General features: G+C 36.0%; 16 protein-coding genes, 4 tRNA genes and 1 riboswitch. Of the genes, 3 read left to right on the forward strand and 17 right to left on the reverse strand.

What is annotated here, in order from left to right:
* Positions 1-5: 5 nt before the first annotated feature.
* From tuf to AC5YDH_RS07125, 15 genes are all read right to left on the reverse strand, one after another.
* A complete protein-coding gene (gene tuf / locus AC5YDH_RS07055; protein ID WP_496118052.1) occupies positions 6-1,196 on the reverse strand; it encodes an elongation factor Tu in 1,191 nt (396 codons plus the stop codon).
* 151 nt (positions 1,197-1,347) lie between these two features.
* Positions 1,348-1,422, reverse strand: a tRNA-Thr gene (locus AC5YDH_RS07060).
* Positions 1,423-1,437: 15 nt separating this feature from the next.
* A tRNA-Gly gene (locus tag AC5YDH_RS07065) sits at positions 1,438-1,513 on the reverse strand.
* Positions 1,514-1,550: 37 nt separating this feature from the next.
* Positions 1,551-1,634: transfer RNA gene (locus tag AC5YDH_RS07070), tRNA-Tyr, on the reverse strand.
* Positions 1,635-1,689: 55 nt separating this feature from the next.
* A tRNA-Thr gene (locus tag AC5YDH_RS07075) sits at positions 1,690-1,765 on the reverse strand.
* Between the two features lie 98 nt (positions 1,766-1,863).
* Entirely contained in the window at positions 1,864-3,357 is a 1,494-nt protein-coding gene (gene trpE, locus AC5YDH_RS07080; protein WP_496118054.1) for an anthranilate synthase component I, read from the reverse strand.
* A gap of 124 nt (positions 3,358-3,481) precedes the next feature.
* Complete coding sequence (locus tag AC5YDH_RS07085) at positions 3,482-4,150, reverse strand: HAD-IA family hydrolase (protein WP_496118056.1); 669 nt, start codon at positions 4,148-4,150, stop codon at positions 3,482-3,484.
* Between the two features lie 62 nt (positions 4,151-4,212).
* Complete coding sequence (locus AC5YDH_RS07090; protein ID WP_496118058.1) at positions 4,213-4,938, reverse strand: FHA domain-containing protein; 726 nt, start codon at positions 4,936-4,938, stop codon at positions 4,213-4,215.
* A gap of 168 nt (positions 4,939-5,106) precedes the next feature.
* A complete protein-coding gene (locus AC5YDH_RS07095; protein ID WP_496118193.1) occupies positions 5,107-5,433 on the reverse strand; it encodes an H-NS histone family protein in 327 nt (108 codons plus the stop codon).
* Between the two features lie 458 nt (positions 5,434-5,891).
* On the reverse strand, positions 5,892-7,085 hold the full coding sequence (locus AC5YDH_RS07100) for a heme biosynthesis protein HemY (RefSeq protein ID WP_496118060.1): 1,194 nt from the start codon (positions 7,083-7,085) through the stop codon (positions 5,892-5,894).
* 3 nt (positions 7,086-7,088) lie between these two features.
* Positions 7,089-7,910 (reverse strand): hypothetical protein, encoded by an 822-nt coding sequence (locus AC5YDH_RS07105; RefSeq protein WP_496118062.1) that lies wholly within the window; start codon positions 7,908-7,910, stop codon positions 7,089-7,091.
* 2 nt (positions 7,911-7,912) lie between these two features.
* Positions 7,913-8,686 (reverse strand): uroporphyrinogen-III synthase, encoded by a 774-nt coding sequence (locus AC5YDH_RS07110; protein WP_496118064.1) that lies wholly within the window; start codon positions 8,684-8,686, stop codon positions 7,913-7,915.
* Position 8,687: 1 nt separating this feature from the next.
* Positions 8,688-9,605, reverse strand: a complete 918-nt coding sequence (gene hemC, locus AC5YDH_RS07115) for a hydroxymethylbilane synthase (protein ID WP_496118066.1) — start codon at positions 9,603-9,605, stop codon at positions 8,688-8,690.
* 109 nt (positions 9,606-9,714) lie between these two features.
* A complete protein-coding gene (locus AC5YDH_RS07120) occupies positions 9,715-10,455 on the reverse strand; it encodes a LytR/AlgR family response regulator transcription factor (RefSeq protein WP_496118068.1) in 741 nt (246 codons plus the stop codon).
* A gap of 48 nt (positions 10,456-10,503) precedes the next feature.
* Positions 10,504-11,658, reverse strand: a complete 1,155-nt coding sequence (locus tag AC5YDH_RS07125) for a sensor histidine kinase (protein ID WP_496118070.1) — start codon at positions 11,656-11,658, stop codon at positions 10,504-10,506.
* Between AC5YDH_RS07125 and argH the strand changes: the two genes are divergently transcribed.
* Together argH and AC5YDH_RS07135 are read left to right on the forward strand one after the other, a co-directional pair.
* Positions 11,649-13,079, forward strand: coding sequence for an argininosuccinate lyase (gene argH, locus AC5YDH_RS07130; protein ID WP_496118071.1), 1,431 nt, complete (start codon positions 11,649-11,651; stop codon positions 13,077-13,079). The genes AC5YDH_RS07125 and argH overlap by 10 nt on opposite strands.
* A gap of 28 nt (positions 13,080-13,107) precedes the next feature.
* Positions 13,108-13,377, forward strand: a complete 270-nt coding sequence (locus AC5YDH_RS07135) for an oxidative damage protection protein (protein ID WP_496118073.1) — start codon at positions 13,108-13,110, stop codon at positions 13,375-13,377.
* Between the two features lie 570 nt (positions 13,378-13,947).
* Here the strand turns inward: AC5YDH_RS07135 and phoU are convergent.
* Positions 13,948-14,670 (reverse strand): phosphate signaling complex protein PhoU, encoded by a 723-nt coding sequence (gene phoU / locus AC5YDH_RS07140; RefSeq protein ID WP_496118075.1) that lies wholly within the window; start codon positions 14,668-14,670, stop codon positions 13,948-13,950.
* Between the two features lie 126 nt (positions 14,671-14,796).
* Positions 14,797-16,140, reverse strand: coding sequence for a multidrug efflux outer membrane protein AbuO (abuO, locus tag AC5YDH_RS07145; protein WP_496118077.1), 1,344 nt, complete (start codon positions 16,138-16,140; stop codon positions 14,797-14,799).
* Between the two features lie 328 nt (positions 16,141-16,468).
* Here abuO and AC5YDH_RS07150 point away from each other — a divergent pair, with 328 nt between their 5' ends.
* A complete protein-coding gene (locus AC5YDH_RS07150) occupies positions 16,469-17,440 on the forward strand; it encodes a hypothetical protein (RefSeq protein ID WP_496118079.1) in 972 nt (323 codons plus the stop codon).
* Positions 17,441-17,533: 93 nt separating this feature from the next.
* A riboswitch (TPP riboswitch) is annotated at positions 17,534-17,664 on the forward strand.
* Positions 17,665-17,751: the final 87 nt, after the last annotated feature.

Here is a 17,751-nt window from a genome sequence, read left to right on the forward strand (position 1 = left end):
AGCGATTATGCAGTTACTTTAGCAACTACACCAGCACCAACTGTACGACCACCTTCACGGATCGCAAAACGTAGACCTGGGTCCATTGCGATTGGGTGGATTAATTCTACTGACATTTCTACGTTGTCACCAGGCATAACCATTTCTACGCCGTCTTGAAGAGCGATAGCGCCAGTTACGTCAGTTGTACGGAAGTAGAACTGTGGACGGTAACCGTTAAGGAATGGAGTATGACGACCACCTTCTTCTTTAGAAAGTACGTATACTTCTGCGTCGAATTTAGTATGCGGCTTGATTGCACCTGGTTTAGCAAGTACTTGACCACGTTGAACGTCTTCACGCTTAGTACCACGTAGAAGAACACCACAGTTCTCGCCCGCACGACCTTCGTCAAGAAGTTTACGGAACATTTCTACGCCAGTTACAGTTGTTTTAACTGTATCTTTAATACCAACGATTTCAACTTCTTCACCAACACGTACAATACCAGTCTCAACACGGCCAGTTACTACTGTACCACGACCTGAGATAGAGAATACATCTTCGATTGGCATAAGGAATGGAAGATCGATAGCACGCTCTGGCTCTGGGATATAAGTATCAAGAGCTTCAACAAGAGCAACAACTGCATCTTCACCGAACTGACCAGCTTCACCGTTAAGCGCAGCAAGAGCAGAACCACGGATAACTGGAGTGTCATCGCCTGGGAAGTCATAAGTAGAAAGAAGTTCACGAACTTCCATTTCTACTAATTCAAGTAATTCTTCATCATCAACAAGGTCGCATTTGTTTAAGAATACAACGATGTATGGAACACCTACTTGGCGAGAAAGAAGGATGTGTTCACGAGTTTGTGGCATTGGACCATCAGTCGCAGCACATACAAGGATCGCGCCATCCATTTGAGCAGCACCAGTAATCATGTTTTTAACATAATCCGCGTGGCCCGGGCAGTCTACGTGAGCGTAGTGACGAATTGGAGAATCGTATTCTACGTGTGAAGTATTAATTGTAATACCACGTGCTTTTTCTTCAGGTGCAGAGTCAATTGCAGCGTAGTCTTTCGCTTCGCCACCAAATTTCTTAGCACATACAGTTGCAATTGCAGCTGTTAAAGTAGTTTTACCATGGTCAACGTGACCAATTGTGCCCACGTTAACGTGTGGCTTATTACGTTCAAACTTAGCCTTAGCCATTTTTCATCTTCCTCGTTTACGTCGAACACAATTCTGAGAGAAACCCAGCTTCGACATATCGTCTAAAAAAGTAAATACCCAATACTCGAAAAGCAGACTAATAAGCCTGCTTTTTAAAAAATTCTGTGCAACAAAGTTGCTAAACTGTATCTGGAGCTCTTATCGAGATTTGAACTCGAGACCTCTCCCTTACCAAGGGAGTGCTCTACCACTGAGCTATAAGAGCAAACAAATGCTTCAATGGAGCGGGAGACGAGGGTCGAACTCGCGACATGCAGCTTGGAAGGCTGCCGCTCTACCAACTGAGCTACTCCCGCACGATGTTGGTACAAACCACTTATTGAAGTCTTAAATTGGTGGTGAGGGAAGGATTCGAACCTTCGAAACTTTCGTAGCGGAGTTACAGTCCGCCCCCTTTGACCGCTCGGGAACCTCACCATTTACACTTACTTTCAGTGTTGTTCTTTACTCAACCTACTCAAAACCTCTAAGATGGTGCCGGCACACGGATTCGAACTGTGGACCTACTGATTACAAGTCAGTTGCTCTACCAACTGAGCTATGCCGGCGTTTCTTAGTGTTTCGTACGTTTCGTATCGGAACGGTGTGCAGTTTAGCAAAACTTTGAATCCGTGCAAGTGTTTTTTTCAAAAAAAACGTCAAAAACTCATAAAATCAATCCATTTGATGATAATTCAACCGCTTTGATCACTGCACGAGCTTTTATTTGCGTTTCTTGCCACTCAGATTCAGGATTTGAGTCTGCAACTAACCCCGCTCCTGCTTGAACAAATACCTTATTTTCACGAATTACACATGTTCTAATCGCAATAGACATGTCCATTTCGCCATGCCAGCCTAAATAACCAACAGCTCCACCAAAAATTCCACGTTTTACAGGTTCAACTTCGTCAATAATTTCCATTGCTCGAATTTTTGGCGCCCCAGAAAGTGTTCCTGCAGGAAATGTTGCTTTAAATACATCTAAAGCATCAACATCATCTCGAACCTCACCCTGAACATTTGACACAATGTGCATGACATGTGAATAACGCTCAATCACCATTTTATCTGTAACTTGCACTTTACCAATTTTAGCAATACGACCGACATCATTTCGCCCAAGATCTATAAGCATAAGATGTTCTGCTATTTCTTTTTCGTCTGACAATAAATCTTGTTCAAGTGCTAGATCTTCTTCTTTGGTTTTGCCACGTGGTCGTGTACCCGCCAATGGACGAACTGTTGCAATACCATTTTCTAAACGTGACAAAATTTCAGGAGATGAACCTACAATATGAAATGGTTTTTTGTTTTCTAATGTTCTGCCTTGCACCAAGAATAAATAAGGCGACGGATTCAAATGTCTTAATGCGCGATAAACTTGCAATGGCTCACCATCAAAGTCAGACACCATACGATGCCCTGGTACAACTTGCATTACATCGCCTGCACGAATGTATTCTTTTACTGTCTCAATAGACTCTAAATATTTTTCTTTACCTGTAAGCGACTCAAAATGTGGCGCTGTGTGTTTTTCTGCTTTTAAGCGCACTGGTGTAGCAAGAAGCTCTTCTAAAGCATCTAGCTGAGCTTGTGCCTTCGCATAAGCTTCATCATCATTCACATCTGCATGAACAATTAAGAATAAGGTATCTTTCAAATTATCAAAAACAATCACTGTTTTCGACAGCATCATCCAAATATCTGGTAAACCCACAGGATCTGCATCAGGAATATTATTTAAACGCGGTTCGATATAACGAACAGAGTCGTATCCGAAATATCCAACTAAGCCGCCTGTAAAATTTGGTAGTGCAGGTAAATCTTTTTGCGTAGGTACTTTATATTGTTCTTGGAAATCTCGGATATATTGAAATGGATCTGAACAATCTTGTTTTACAATACTTCCATCGGCTTGTTGAATGGTAAGTTGACCTTCGTTGCATGAAAAAACCGTTGACTCGCCCAAACCAATAATAGAATAGCGCGCCCAGTTTTCCCCACCCTCTACAGATTCAAAGAGATAAGCCTGTTCATGAGACTTTAAACGCGCAAATACAGAAAGCGGAGTTTCTGTATCAGCTAACCGTTGACGATATACAGGAATAAGATTATAGCCAGCATCTTTCAAAAGGCTAAATTGAGTTTGAGTAGTCATGTTGTTTTCTCTAATAAATTTCGTATTGGACGTTGTTCAGTTCATTCGGTGTTATTGGACTGAGCTTCGCCATCGAAAAACCACACATGTACTCATTTTCAATATTCCTTTATTTAACTTTGTTTTATGCAATCAACTCTCTAAGATCATCAACAACCTGTTGGGGCTGACAATCTAAAATATTTTCACCATGATTATAGCCATAGCTAAGTACAATACAATCTACTCCCGCACGGCGCGCAGCTTCCACATCATTACTAGAATCGCCAATCATTAGAACTTGTTCTTTCTCAACATTATAAGCTTCTACACAATGAAGTAATTGTTTTGGATGTGGTTTCCGTTCTGAAAATCGATCGCCTCCAATCACATCGTCAAAATAATGATCTAGTGCTAACTCTTTAATAATTGCACGCGCTGGCTGTTCAGGTTTATTTGTCACACAAATGAGTTTTTTATGATGTGCAGCACCCCAATCTAAAAATTCCACCACCCCATCAAATGGTAAAGTTTCAACGCAAGGTTCCGCATTATAAATTTTTAAAAATGTTGCTAGTAATTGTTCATGCTGAACTGGATCAACCCGCCCAATAATATGTCTTAAAACACTTTCACAAAAAAGTGATGTACCCTTACCCACCCAAACGCGAACTTGCTCTTCAGTCACAAGTGGTAAACTCAACTCACTTAAACTCAAGTTCATTGCTCGATAAAGATCTGAAGCAGAGTCAACTAAAGTACCATCTAAATCAAATAAAATAACTTCTCGAGCATTAAGCTTTGCTACTGACATTTTGACTCCGCAATAAAAAAAGGCATGCGATTGCATGCCTTCGATTGTATGCTAAACCAACATTATTTAAACATTACAAATGCAATTATTGCCAAAATAACAAGAACAATTACAGCAATTAAGCCAACAGAAGCATTTTTTTGCGCTTCTCTTTCTTGTTCAACACATACTGCAGGAATTTCAACTTCACACTCTTCATGCTTTATAGGTGCACTTAAATCTACACCCTCAGGAATTGGAGCAGGCTTTGGAATACCAACATTTGTCGGCATACCTTCTTTTGTAACTTGAACACTTGCATCACGCGCTTTCAAATCAGGCATACCCTGTGCATTCATTTGCTGTGCAGGTGTGAGCTCTTCTTGCTTAGCCGCTGTCTCAGATGTCGCAATTGTTTCTGATGGCTGTTGAATAGGATTTATTACCTCTTCTTTATCTGCCACTACAACGGGTTGAAGCTCCACATTCGATAAAGCTACTGGCATTTCAATTTGTTGCTCAACTCGCAACACCACAAACTTTAAACCCGCAAATTGAACAACATCACTCTCTTTTAAAAGAGCTTCAGCATCAATACGTACTTCATTTACAAAAGTCCCATTCGATGACTTTAAGTCTTGAAGCCAAAGTTCATTATTCTTTAGTAAGAATGCAGCATGTTTACGCGAAATTTCTGAAGATTGTAAAAGCACATCTGAATCTTGATGACGCCCTACCAACATATCACGGTCAATGAGGATCTCTTGTCCTGTGAACTCACCTGTAATGGCCTGTAATTTCCAAGTCATAAAAAGCTACTCAATAGTGATTTTGCATAATCATATCATGACGCATCATTAAAATAATTTTAGGTTTTATAAACTCAATACAATTTAAAACCATCAAGAATAAAAAAAGCCAAGCTTATACACTTGGCTTTAAAAATAAACTTAATACAACAACTAATGAGCTAAAAATTAGATAAGAAAATCTTCCAATTTTGCACCTTTTTCAAGTTGTGCAACTAACCAGCGTGGTTGTTTACCACGACCTGTCCACGTTTCAGCTGTGTTGCCTTTATTACGATATCTTGGCTCTACAGCTTTACGAGTACCTTTCTTACGTTTAGCAGAACCAAACTCAATAATTTGATCTACAGATAATCCAACATCTTCAGCAATTGCTAAAATTTGATTATATGCATCTTCTATTGCTTGGTCTTTTTTAGATGCAATTAAAGCTTCAGCTTCTAGTTGTAAACGCTTTAACTCTTCAACCGACATATTACTAATATCTGGCATTATAGACTCCAATTTTCACATATTTATTTTATGATTAACCCTTATATGATATTTATATAAACTAATTTTTTCAATAATAAATTTCAATTCAACACAATTTAAAATAATTTATTATATTGTGCTTGCCACACTATTAATGTGATTAATCTCATTTTTAGTTTTAAACTCTTGTCTTTAATATCTTTTTAATCACTCCTTTCAATCTTATTTATGACATCTAAAACCATATTTAAATATTCTCACACACAACAAGATTATTATTTTATATAGACTACGCATCAATAATAAAAATATAGCTTTTTAAAACCAATAATATAAATGAAAACAACTTACTTTAATTTCCAAAAAATACAGCCTAAATATGCACTTAAAAATTTAAAAAATACGTTTCACTCATCATAAAAATCAAAATTAAACTATTGCCTATAAATACTTGATAGATTTTACACTTTAGATTCTTTTTATATTTTAATAACCAAGTGATTTGCATTATTTTCAAAAATCAAATTTAGCTGTTGTACTAAGTGATCTTGATCTTTTAAGGTTGATTTAATTCGTAAATAACTCATTAATATATGGTCTGGATAAAGTGCTAACAATTGTTCTGCTTCAGCAAAACGACCTTGCTCTTGATAAACATGCCACTTAACAAAACTAAGTATAGGTAAAGCAGGATATTTAGCTTCCCAATAATCAATTTTTTGCTCTATTTTTGCATAATCAGGATTTTGTTTAAGTACCTGCTGCTGGAACCATAAATAAAAGACATCTTGATCAAACTGAATTCCAAGTAAATATTCCGCCAACTGTTCGTGCTGCTCACTTAGCTCAGGCAAACGAGAAAGCACCTTTAACCAAAGTACATTTACCTCATAATCCTTATCTGTAATATTACTTGAAAGAGCCAAATAGCGCTGTTGTAAATCTTTCAGATTATCCAAACTTGCTTGATCAAACTGTTCAAGCAAGCGTTTTAACCAATTCACTTTTTTATCAATATTTAAATGACCGTATTTTGTTGAACGTAAATAATCCCACGGAAATGCAACAGCAAAAGCCCCCCACAAATCTTGTAAAGTTTGCTCATAAGAGTTTTTAACGTCATTTAACCATGGCGACAATTCGTGCTGATTTAAAAACTCAAGATGTGTTAATGCTTTCTCTGCATCATTTTGGGCTAAATAAATACGTATTCGTTGAATTTCTGCTAGCTCAAATGCCATTGCATTCGTTTGCTCTAAAGATGTCAGCGCTTGTGACAAATGACCTTGTGCATATTCAAGCTGAGCATTAATTACACCTTGCAATAAACCTGAATTTGAAAATACAGTTTGAATAAAGTCTTTTTGATCTATTTCTGCATCTAGTAGTGAAATTACAGCCAGTTGCTCATAAGGATGCAAGTTTTTAAAATCAAATATCACTTTACTTTTACGCTTTTCACGCATGAAGTATTTTTTACTGATCACCCATAATGTTTGAATAACTAAACTCGTTAAAATAGTTAAAAAGAAAATAACCCATGTATTGGTCTGGATTTGTAAATCACGCCAATAAATATAAACATAACCGGCCCCATAACCATAATTTAACAGGCTTAAAATGGCAGTAAAAATGAGGATAATCAGTGCATAAGCAAGAACAACTGTTTTCATAACTTAGCCCATCAATGCTCTAGTACTTAATACAGGAACTGGAATCGTGGTCATTCCATCAATATTTTTAAGTTGCTGAACAAGTTGTTTAGCAACTTGATCTGGCAGCTGATCTACAAGCTGAATAATATCTGTTAATTCTTGATGATATTGAACAAACTGCCCTTGAGATAATGCTTCACGCGCTATAAGTAATCTTAACTGCGCTTCTTTTAAAATCACTGAACGCTGCATTAATTGTTGTGCGGGTTTTCTTGTAGATTCCACAAAGAACCATTTTTGCCAAAAATAAGCATTTTCAGGTTGTGAAACTGTTAAATTCGGATGGATAATTTCTTGTTTAAGCTCAGCATTTAATTTCAAAATCAACTGATTAATTTGCTGTTGCTGAATATCATTATTAACCACATATTGTTTGATGGTTTGAATATCTTTATCAATTACTTGATGCAAACTATTCTTTACTGCTGGAGCAAGTAAATAAGTATCAATTTGTTGATTTAACAATAGTAACTTTTCCACAGCATAATGGTATTGATGCTGTTTTAAGGCAAACTCAACCAAACTCAATTGTTGCTTAATCAAATCATTGGGGTGAATTTGCGTATCGGCATCTGCTATTTTTTTAAGTTCAACTGTATTACTTGCACTCGGGTCTCTTTGTATTGCCACCAATTGATCATTCAAACTTAAATTCGTCTTTTCAAGTTTATTCACCATTTGCTGCAATTCAGCTTGTTGAGCCGATATTTTATATACGTCATAACTTAATTTAGCGACAATGGCTAAAATAATTATGAATATAAAAATATAAAGCTTTTTCATGTTTACCCTTGAGCAACTGTAATCTGTTGCATAATTGAATCTATTTTTAAGTTAGCTAGTTTTGTAATTTTAAAACTCAGTTTATTCTGCTTTTGATAATCGAGTAACAATTGAAATAATCGCTCCCCTAATACCCAATAATCAGCCTTGTTTAGAATATCACGATTATTTTGAATTAATTCAATCCAATTTAACCAGCTCGCCTCACTACTTACGACCATTTTATAATGAGATAATTGAGTTATACGCTGTTTTATTGTTTCTATAACCTGTTTAGATTGAAACGGACATTGACGCTCATACAGAATAAAGTTCAGAACGTTGTGACCTTGTGAAATAAGGCTATCCATCATAAATTGACGCCCTCCTTCACCACGCCAAAACGCAATTTCAGTTTTAGCATCTAAATTTTTTAAAACTGGCAGGCTCAACATTCCTTCCGATGTTTCAATATCTGGAATAAAACTTTCAACCCCGTAAGACATCAAACATTCTGCCGTCTTCTGCCCTACAGCAATCCACTTTATCTGTATTAAATCATCGAGTGAAATTTGTAATTTTTTTAAATATTTCATGCCAACCTCTACAGCAGTTGGACTCACAACTACAATTACTTTCACATGTAGAAGTTGCTGATACAAATCAATCAAACCATCCGATAAAGGACGTTCAATAAGCTCAAGTAATGGTAGCTCAACAACATCTATAGACCGCTGTTGCAAAGCCATAGTTAATGGCTTTGCACGATCTTGTGGTCGAGTATTAATAAAAAGCATATTAATGTAATGCTTTTAAAAGCTCACCCGCACCCAATGCAAGTAACTCTTGAGCAAGCTGAACACCAAGTCTTTCAGCACCTTCAGGCTGACCTTTTAAGTTAACTTGAAGCAAAGTTTCACCATCGACACTACCAACACGACCTTCAATATAAAGTTGACCATCTTGTAATGTTGCATAGCCTGCAATTGGAACTTGGCAACCACCTTCTAAATAAGCATTAAATGCACGTTCTGCACGGACACAGACATTAGATTCATCATGCATAAGTGGCAAAATAAGATCTAAAATAGCTTGATCATCTTCACGGCACTCTAAGCCCAATGCCCCTTGTCCAACTGCAGGTAAACTTACAACTGGATCAAGGGTATGACGAATACGATCTGCCAATTCCAAGCGCTTCAAACCTGCACTTGCCAAGATAATGGCATCATAATTGCCCGCATCTAATTTAGATAAGCGCGTACCTACGTTGCCACGTAAATCAATAATCTCTAAGTCTGGACGGGCTTTTAAAATTTGGCATTTACGGCGTAAGCTAGACGTTCCAACTTTTGCACCTTGTGGTAAGTCATTAAAACTTGCATAGGTATTTGAAACGAACGCATCTAATGGATCTTCACGCTCGCAAATTACAGCTAATGTTAAGCCTTCAGGCAGTGCCATTGGAACATCTTTCATAGAATGTACAGCAAGATCTGCACGACCATCTAATAAGGCAGCTTCTAATTCTTTTACAAATAAACCTTTTCCACCAATTTTTGCGAGTGGAGTATCTAGAATTTTATCGCCCTGTGTAACAAAAGTAACAAGTTCAACAGTTAAATCTGCATGTAACGCCTCTAAACGCGCACGAATATGTTCTGCTTGCCATAAAGCAAGTGGGCTTTGTCGAGTTGCAATTTTAAGGGTTTTCATTATGCCAACTTAAATAAAATAATTTAGTATGCATGTAAACTTAACTTGAAATCTTAAAAATGCAAGCAAATTGAACTTTTGCTTGTGTCAAAATTTATATTTAAAGTGGTTAAATCTTTTGTAATCGCTCTCTTAATAATGGCAAATGACGACGACTGACGGATAAACGCTCGTCCACTCCATGACATCTCACTTGATATTGTCCTGAACTTACAAGCTCCAACCCTTCTAAAAAGTTGACTGAAACCAATGCATTACGATGAATTCGAATAAATTGTTCACCAAATTCATGCTCAAGATCTTTTAGAGTTTCATCAATAAGAACACTTCCATTCTTATGACGAACAGTGACATATTTTTGATCTGCCAAAAAATAATAAATATTTTCAACAGGTATCAATTCCACACCTCGAAAGGTTTTCGCCACGATTTGTGTGCGTTGATTATTTAGTTCTTCCATATTTTCTTTTTGTTTTATATTACTCAACTGAGCTTGAGTAAGTTTGGTTAATTGATCTAATACGAGTTGTAAATCTTGTTTTAGCACAGGTTTGAGCAAATATCCATCTGCTTGAGATTTAAAAGCATTTAATGCGTATTCATCATAAGCCGTACAGAAAACAATCGCAGGCATTAAACCTAATTCTCGCAACCGCTTGGCACAAACCAACCCATCCATTTCGGGCATTTGAATATCAAGTAAAATAACGTCTGGGCAATAAACTTGTGCAAGTTCAATTGCTTCTTGACCATGTGATGCAGTTGCCACAACTTGATGACCAAGTTGTTCAACTAACTTCGATAATCTTTGGACTGCTAAAGACTCATCATCACAAATCAATATATCCATACTATTATTTACCCAATTCATTTGAAAAATTAAAATAAAGTTAACGCATTATTTATATCTATACTGAACCACGGTTGTATATGTTTGGTTTCCAGAAAATGTTCTAAATTGTACAGAACTTCCATAATATGCTTGTAAGCGCTGCTTAATATTTTTTATTGCAATACCATGATTTTTACGTTGCTCCACATCATTTATTATAAAAGGATTCGTGACAACAATATTGACATGATTGTCCAAAACTTCAACTAATATGCTAATTGTACTTTGAGCTAAAATTTTTTCTACACCATGAAAAATACTATTTTCAAGCAGTGGTTGTAAAGTAAGCAATGGAATTTGTACAAAAGGGAAAACTTGCTTATTTTCAAATTTCCAATCTACATTTAATCGGTCACCTAAACGAATTTGTTCTATTTCTAAATATTTTTGGCAAAGCTCAATTTCATCTGACAAACTTACAAGCTTAAGCTCCTGTAAACTTGCCCGAAATAAACGAGACAAATTTAAAAGCATTTGTTCTGCTTTATCAGGATCTATGGCAATTAAACTAATCACATTATTTAAACTATTAAATAAAAAGTGAGGATGGATCCGTGCTTGTAAAGCATCGACTCTTGAGCGTAATTCACTATGCTGTTGTTGCACCCACTGTTCACGCACATATAAATACCGAAAGCAAAATGCACCCAATAAAATGCCATAACCTAAATGCAAACCAACATGATTAAATAGAACATTTAAAGTTAAATTTTCTAAACTAAAATTTTCACCTAAGTGTTGAAAAAAATTTAACCCCAATGTTGTAGATAAAATAATCAACTGTAAAAGTAAAAAACCAAGAATAAATGATTGTGCCAAATGAACTTTAATCAGTGCTTTTTGAAAATATTCAACCAAAGTCACAAAGCATAAAAGCACCCAATCTATATAGAGCACATATTGAATAAAACGCCCAAAGCTTAGTCCCGACCACCCCTGGGCCTCTGCCAAAACCAAGACCAGTGCCAGTAAAACACTGCCAATAAATAATTCAATTAAATATTGCCAACGACCTATTTTCGTTAAAAAATAGATTGAATGATTTTCCCCCTGCATATGTGCAAAAGTTTGATCAACTTGTTTTTCGGTAACTGTTTCCGAATTTGTTATACTATTGTGCATATTCTCGCTTTTTATTCTATTGAGCCGACATGACCACATCATCTAATTCCTCAAATCCGTCACAAACCCAAACATCGGGTATGTGGGGCGGTCGTTTCTCTGAAGCTACTGATGCCTTTGTTGCAGAATTTACAGCATCTGTTCAATTTGACCAACGCTTTTATAAACAAGATATTGCAGGTTCTATTGCACATGCAACTATGCTTGCAAAAGTTGGTGTTTTAACCGAACAAGAGCGTGATGACATCATCAATGGTTTAAACACAATTAAAGCTGAAATTGAAGCGGGCAACTTCGAGTGGCGCATTGACCTTGAAGATGTTCACATGAACATCGAATCACGCCTAACTCAACGTATTGGCATTACAGGTAAAAAGCTTCACACAGGTCGTAGCCGTAATGACCAAGTTGCAACAGATATCCGCTTATACGTACGCGATGAAATTGATGCAATTTTACAATTACTCGAAAAATTACAAAAAGGCATTTTAAGTCTAGCAGCAAAAAATACTGACACAATTATGCCAGGCTTTACTCACCTTCAAACAGCTCAACCTGTAACTTTTGGTCATCACTTAATGGCTTGGTTTGAGATGTTAGTACGTGACTCTGAGCGCTTAATTGACTGCCGTAAACGTACAAACCGTATGCCATTGGGTTCTGCTGCTCTTGCTGGAACAACTTACCCAATTGACCGTGCTTATACTGCTGAATTGTTAGGTTTTGAAGCTGTTGCTGAAAACTCATTAGATGCGGTTTCAGATCGTGACTTTGGTATTGAATTTAATGCTGCTGCATCTTTAATCATGATGCACTTATCACGCATGTCAGAAGAAATGATTCTTTGGACGTCTGCACAATTTAAATTCGTGAACATTCCTGACCGTTTCTGCACTGGCTCATCAATCATGCCACAAAAGAAAAATCCAGATGTTCCTGAATTAATTCGTGGTAAAACTGGTCGTGTATATGGTGACTTAATGAGTCTATTAACTCTCATGAAGGGTCAACCATTGGCTTACAATAAAGACAACCAAGAAGATAAAGAACCATTATTCGATGCAATCGATACGGTTCGTGGTTCTCTTATGGCATTTGCTGACATGATTCCTGCATTGGTTCCAAACATTGAAATCATGCGTGAAGCTGCTCTTCGTGGTTTCTCAACAGCAACAGACCTTGCAGACTACCTTGTTAAAAATGGCGTTGCATTCCGTGATGCACATGAAATTGTAGGTAAGGCTGTAGCGCTTGGCGTTCAAGAGGGCAAAGACTTATCTGAATTAACATTAGAACAACTTCAACAGTTCTCTGACTTAATTCAAGCTGATGTATTTGAAAAAGCATTAACTTTAGAAGCTTCAGTCAATGCGCGCAACCATATTGGTGGTACTGCTCCTGCTCAAGTAGCAGCAGCAATTGAGCGCGCATATACTCGCTTAGAAAAACTTTACGCTTAAATTTTTACGTTAAATTCGGAGTATTGATATGTCTCGACAAGTATTTTGCCGTAAGTATCAACAAGAAATGGACGCTTTAGATTTTGCACCTTTCCCTGGTGCAAAGGGTCAAGAATTATTTGACACTGTTTCTAAACAAGCTTGGCAAGAATGGTTAAAACACCAAACAACGTTGATTAATGAAAAACGTTTAAATGTATTTGAACCTGATGCAAAAAAGTTCCTCGAAGAACAACGTGAGAAATTCTTCAGTAATGATGAAACTTTAGAGCAAGCTGAAGGTCTAAAGCCTGAGTAAAAATGAAAGCTCTGCTTTTTTTATGCAAGACAAGCGAAGTACGTAATTTAGAATGTCAAAAAGGAGTCTGAAAAGGCTCCTTTTTTAATACTTGATCGAAAGAAAAAATGATCCTTTAAAACAAAAAATAATGTCAAAAAATAAATTTAGACAAAATTAAAAAAGAGACTCTGTTAAAACAGTTTTTTGATGTCTGTTAAAATAACAATCCGATTTAAAATATCTCGAGCACCCCATTAAACCCTAGTGAACTCACAGCTTTTAGATTATTTTTTAATCAAAATTTAAATCAAAAAAAGTTTTTAACCCCCTAAAACCATAAAAAAACTATGTGTTTTTTATGTAATTTTTAGCCATATTTACTTATAAAACATTACATTAGAATACAATAAGCCACATGATTTTTCCTTAATCTATTCCTATAATAATTTCATAGGCGGTACCTATCTCCATTGATACCGATCTAATTTTAATCTCAGACTTCCCCCAAAGTCTGGGATTTTTTTTATCTCTTTTTTAGGATAAAAAAAAGCTCCTAATAATATAGAAGCTTTAAAACTTAGTTTTTAATTAGCTCTCTTGTACTTTTTCTTCAATCACTTTTACATCTGTATGACGAACATCTAAACCTTTCACCATATAAATAACCTGCTCGGAAATATTTCGAGCATGATCGCCAATACGTTCTAAAGAACGAAGCACCCACATTACATTCATCACACGTGAAATATGACGTGGATCTTCCATCATATATGTCATTAATGTACGCATAGCTGACTGATATTCGCGATCGATATCTGCATCTGCAACTAAAACACGTAATGCTTGATCTACATCTAAACGTGCAAAGGCATCTAAAGCATCATGTATCATCACACGTACTTGGTTACCAATATGGCGTGTTTCCATATAACCACGTGGAGAACCACCCTCTTCACACAAGTTTTGCGCGATACGTGCGATTTTGGCAGCTTCATCACCAATACGCTCTAAATCTGTATTTGCTTTTGACATTGCAATGACCATTCGTAAGTCAATTGCAGCTGGATGACGTCGAGCTAAAATTAAAGTCAGTGCTTCATCAATTTCAGTTTCATAACGATTTACAATATTGTCTTGAAACTGTGTTTCTATTGCTAAATTTGCATCTGTATCTAGTAATGAACGAATTGCACTTGCGACCTGTTGCTCAACTAAGCCACCCATCGTCATAAATTTTGTATTTACATCTCTTAGTTCTTCATTAAATTGTGAAGAAATATGATGGTTTAGCACAGGATTGGTTGGACTCAAGGAATACACTCCACGGCAACAGAATTCTAAATTTATAATGCAAAAGATTAAAGCACAACAATGATGAAACTTTTATGACAAAGTTGAGCATCTTATCTGTTTATTTAAATCAATCTAATAAGTAGATTATTTTGAAATAAGCCACATATTCATTTCCTTTAACACCTGTTCATTTAACTGCCCTACAGATGCTTTCAAGCGTAAAAAATTTACAATGTAATCATATTTAGCATTCAAATACTCTTGCTTGGTAGAAAATGCATTTCGTTGTGCTAAAAGCACGTCAACCATGGTTTTTAGTCCTTCGTTATACTGTGCTTTTGATGCTTTTGATACAATTTCTGAAGACTCCATTGCTGTCTTTCTTGCTTCAATTTTGGCTTGATCCGTCTCAACTTGTAAGTATGATTTTTTGACATCTGTATTTGCTTTTAAAATACTTGCATCAAGTTGTGCTTGTGCTTTTTTTGCATTAACTGATGCTTTTTGCACATTCTTTTTTACGCGCCCACCATTAAAAATATTCCAGTTTACTTCTACACCAATTTGATCAAACTCACCATTTTGTGACATTAAACTTTCAGGACTTTGTTTGGTATATCCATAAGTCCCTACAGCTTCAACTTGAGGATACTTGGCAGCTCGTTCTACACGTACACCATCTTCAGCATATTTATATTGTAATCGAGCTTGTTGCACATTTAAATTTTGAGATTGTGCAAGATCCGTCCAGTCTTTAAGCTTTTCAGGAATTGGCTTTTGAAATTTAAAGTCGCTACGAAGTACAGCCAAATTTTCTTGATATGACCCAATCATTTGTGACAATTGTTCTTGAGCTAAAATTAATTGAATATGCGTTGAAATACGATTTGCTCGTGCATTTTGGTATTGAGCATTTGCTTCACTAACATCACTTTTTGCAATGAGTCCTTCTCTTAACTTAGCATTCATCATATTAAGTTGTTCTAGTAAGGCTTTTTCCTCTTGTAAATAGGCAGCTGTTAAAGCCTGTTGTCTCAACACATTAAAATATGATTCTGAAACATTTAAAATATGATCTTGTTGCTGAACCTTTAAAGTGACTTCACTTAAGCTAATTGAAGTTTTAACCTGTTTAAGCCCTTCCCAAGCATCCCATCTAAACAAAGGCTGTCTTGCCGTAACGGAAGCTTGACGTGTAGTAGATGTTGCCGACATTAAATTGTCAGAATTAATTTCTGGTGCGCCAGGAATCGAAATACTATTCATCTCTTGGCTTTTTCTTGTGATATTTCCAGATATCGTAACTGTTGGTAAAAGATTCCCTTTTGCTAAACCTAAATTTAGTTGATCTGCTTCGTATTGCAAAATATTGGCTTGCCAGTTCGGATCTGAATTTTTAGCACGATCATAAGCATCGACTAAGTCTAGAGCACTAACCCACGGACTTATTACCGCTAAAGATAAAAAACATAAAAAGTTTTTCTTCATTGTTTTATTTAAGCCCTTACCGAATTGAGTCTAGTAACCAAGAACATTTTATATATCCTCAATAACATCATAAATTTTAAAGCTTCAACATCTTTTTTATGTATATTTTTCACTTATTTAAAATATATAGTATTTTCACAATCTATCCATTTTAATGAAATTTGTTACGTTCACTACCATATATTTACGAAATCAACTCACAACTCCACAATCATTTTTCATTATTCAACGCTAAGATTGAAAATGTTTATTTTAGATAATGTCTGTATAAGCTCTAGTGGAATATAAATTTTTTTACATCGCTATTATTCTAAGTATTTTAAGCTCTATGCTTAGCTTAGTTGCATGTCAAAAGTCTGATCCACCACCTATTCAAGTTGAAGAAACTTATGAAGAACCTATCGAACTCGATCTAACAAAACTTTGCAACAATTTAAGCAAAGAAATGCAAGAAATTGATAACACACGTACAACCTTTGCATTAGAACAAATTAATCAAAATTTAAAAATCTGCGTACCTCTTGCAGACTTCAAACATCAAATAGCCTTAATACATTTAAGCAACCAAATGTACGATAATTTCCTTATCGTTAAACGCACGCCAAAAGAGCAAAGTGCTTTTGATTTTTACGCATTAGACATGGCGCAATACCCTACTATTCAACAAAGTCACCAAGAAGAATTTAGTTTAAGAGATCAATATTTACTAAAACACAAAGGACAAGCATATATTGAGCTACATGAAACTGCCCAGCATGAATTAGTTTATAGACGCAATCCGCAGTATCTTGCACGCTTATTTGCACCCTACCTACCTCAAGCTGAACGGATTTTTATTGAAAGCTTAGCACAGCAAAATATGCAAAATACTTTTCATAACCACCACATCACTATCGATGCTAAAGAAATTTCAGATCGTGCTTTATTTTGGGAAAGTTATATAGACCAATACCCTAAAAGCCACTTTATAAAAGAAGCAGAATACTTAAAACAAGCATATACACAGTTATTATTCAAAGGCATGCCTGAAGATCCTGTTTCTAATTCATATTTTGGTGAAGTATCAATTAAAAGCGATCATTTATCTGCAATTCAAAAGCTTGCAAAGTTAAATAACTCTCAACTTGCTGATCAAGCTAGACGCTTTTTAACTTTTATTCAAATCAATCAAGTGGAAAGAAAAAAAATAACCCATGCCGATTATTCAGCATCTCAACTTAATGAATACTTAAAGCTAAAACCTGTTCTAATTAATCAAGATATAGACTGTTTTTCAGATGCAATTTGCCACAAACATTAAGTTTATTTTTTTAAAATATCACACCAACCTCACAAAATTAGATGAAGATTAAACAGCCACTGTTTTTCAATTGACTTCATGCTAATATCCGCACATCGCTTGACGGAGCGCGAGTAAAAACTCGCTGAGATCACCTAAATAATTCCCAAAGGTTTTATTTGATGGTGAGTACCGTTGAACCTGATCAGGTTAATACCTGCGTAGGAATCAAGCCAACCGACAAACCGAAGCCCCAATTTATCTCAATTTTACAAGATAAATATGCCACGTTTTTGGTCGTGCTTGATTCGTTGATTTCATTCATAAGGATC

Source organism: Acinetobacter sp. FY683 (assembly GCF_059515885.1).

What these genes read in the sequence shown, in the direction of transcription:
- tuf (WP_496118052.1), bottom strand. Translation starts at nt 1,196, where the DNA reads ATGGCTAAGGCTAAGTTTGAACGTAATAAGCCACACGTTAACGTGGGC.
- AC5YDH_RS07125 (WP_496118070.1), bottom strand. Translation starts at nt 11,658, where the DNA reads ATGTGGTCATGTCGGCTCAATAGAATAAAAAGCGAGAATATGCACAAT.
- argH (WP_496118071.1), top strand. Translation starts at nt 11,649, where the DNA reads ATGACCACATCATCTAATTCCTCAAATCCGTCACAAACCCAAACATCG.
- AC5YDH_RS07100 (WP_496118060.1), bottom strand. Translation starts at nt 7,085, where the DNA reads ATGAAAACAGTTGTTCTTGCTTATGCACTGATTATCCTCATTTTTACT.
- AC5YDH_RS07085 (WP_496118056.1), bottom strand. Translation starts at nt 4,150, where the DNA reads ATGTCAGTAGCAAAGCTTAATGCTCGAGAAGTTATTTTATTTGATTTA.
- AC5YDH_RS07120 (WP_496118068.1), bottom strand. Translation starts at nt 10,455, where the DNA reads ATGGATATATTGATTTGTGATGATGAGTCTTTAGCAGTCCAAAGATTA.
- AC5YDH_RS07135 (WP_496118073.1), top strand. Translation starts at nt 13,108, where the DNA reads ATGTCTCGACAAGTATTTTGCCGTAAGTATCAACAAGAAATGGACGCT.
- AC5YDH_RS07090 (WP_496118058.1), bottom strand. Translation starts at nt 4,938, where the DNA reads ATGACTTGGAAATTACAGGCCATTACAGGTGAGTTCACAGGACAAGAG.
- abuO (WP_496118077.1), bottom strand. Translation starts at nt 16,140, where the DNA reads ATGAAGAAAAACTTTTTATGTTTTTTATCTTTAGCGGTAATAAGTCCG.
- hemC (WP_496118066.1), bottom strand. Translation starts at nt 9,605, where the DNA reads ATGAAAACCCTTAAAATTGCAACTCGACAAAGCCCACTTGCTTTATGG.
- AC5YDH_RS07105 (WP_496118062.1), bottom strand. Translation starts at nt 7,910, where the DNA reads ATGAAAAAGCTTTATATTTTTATATTCATAATTATTTTAGCCATTGTC.
- AC5YDH_RS07150 (WP_496118079.1), top strand. Translation starts at nt 16,469, where the DNA reads ATGCTTAGCTTAGTTGCATGTCAAAAGTCTGATCCACCACCTATTCAA.
- trpE (WP_496118054.1), bottom strand. Translation starts at nt 3,357, where the DNA reads ATGACTACTCAAACTCAATTTAGCCTTTTGAAAGATGCTGGCTATAAT.
- AC5YDH_RS07110 (WP_496118064.1), bottom strand. Translation starts at nt 8,686, where the DNA reads ATGCTTTTTATTAATACTCGACCACAAGATCGTGCAAAGCCATTAACT.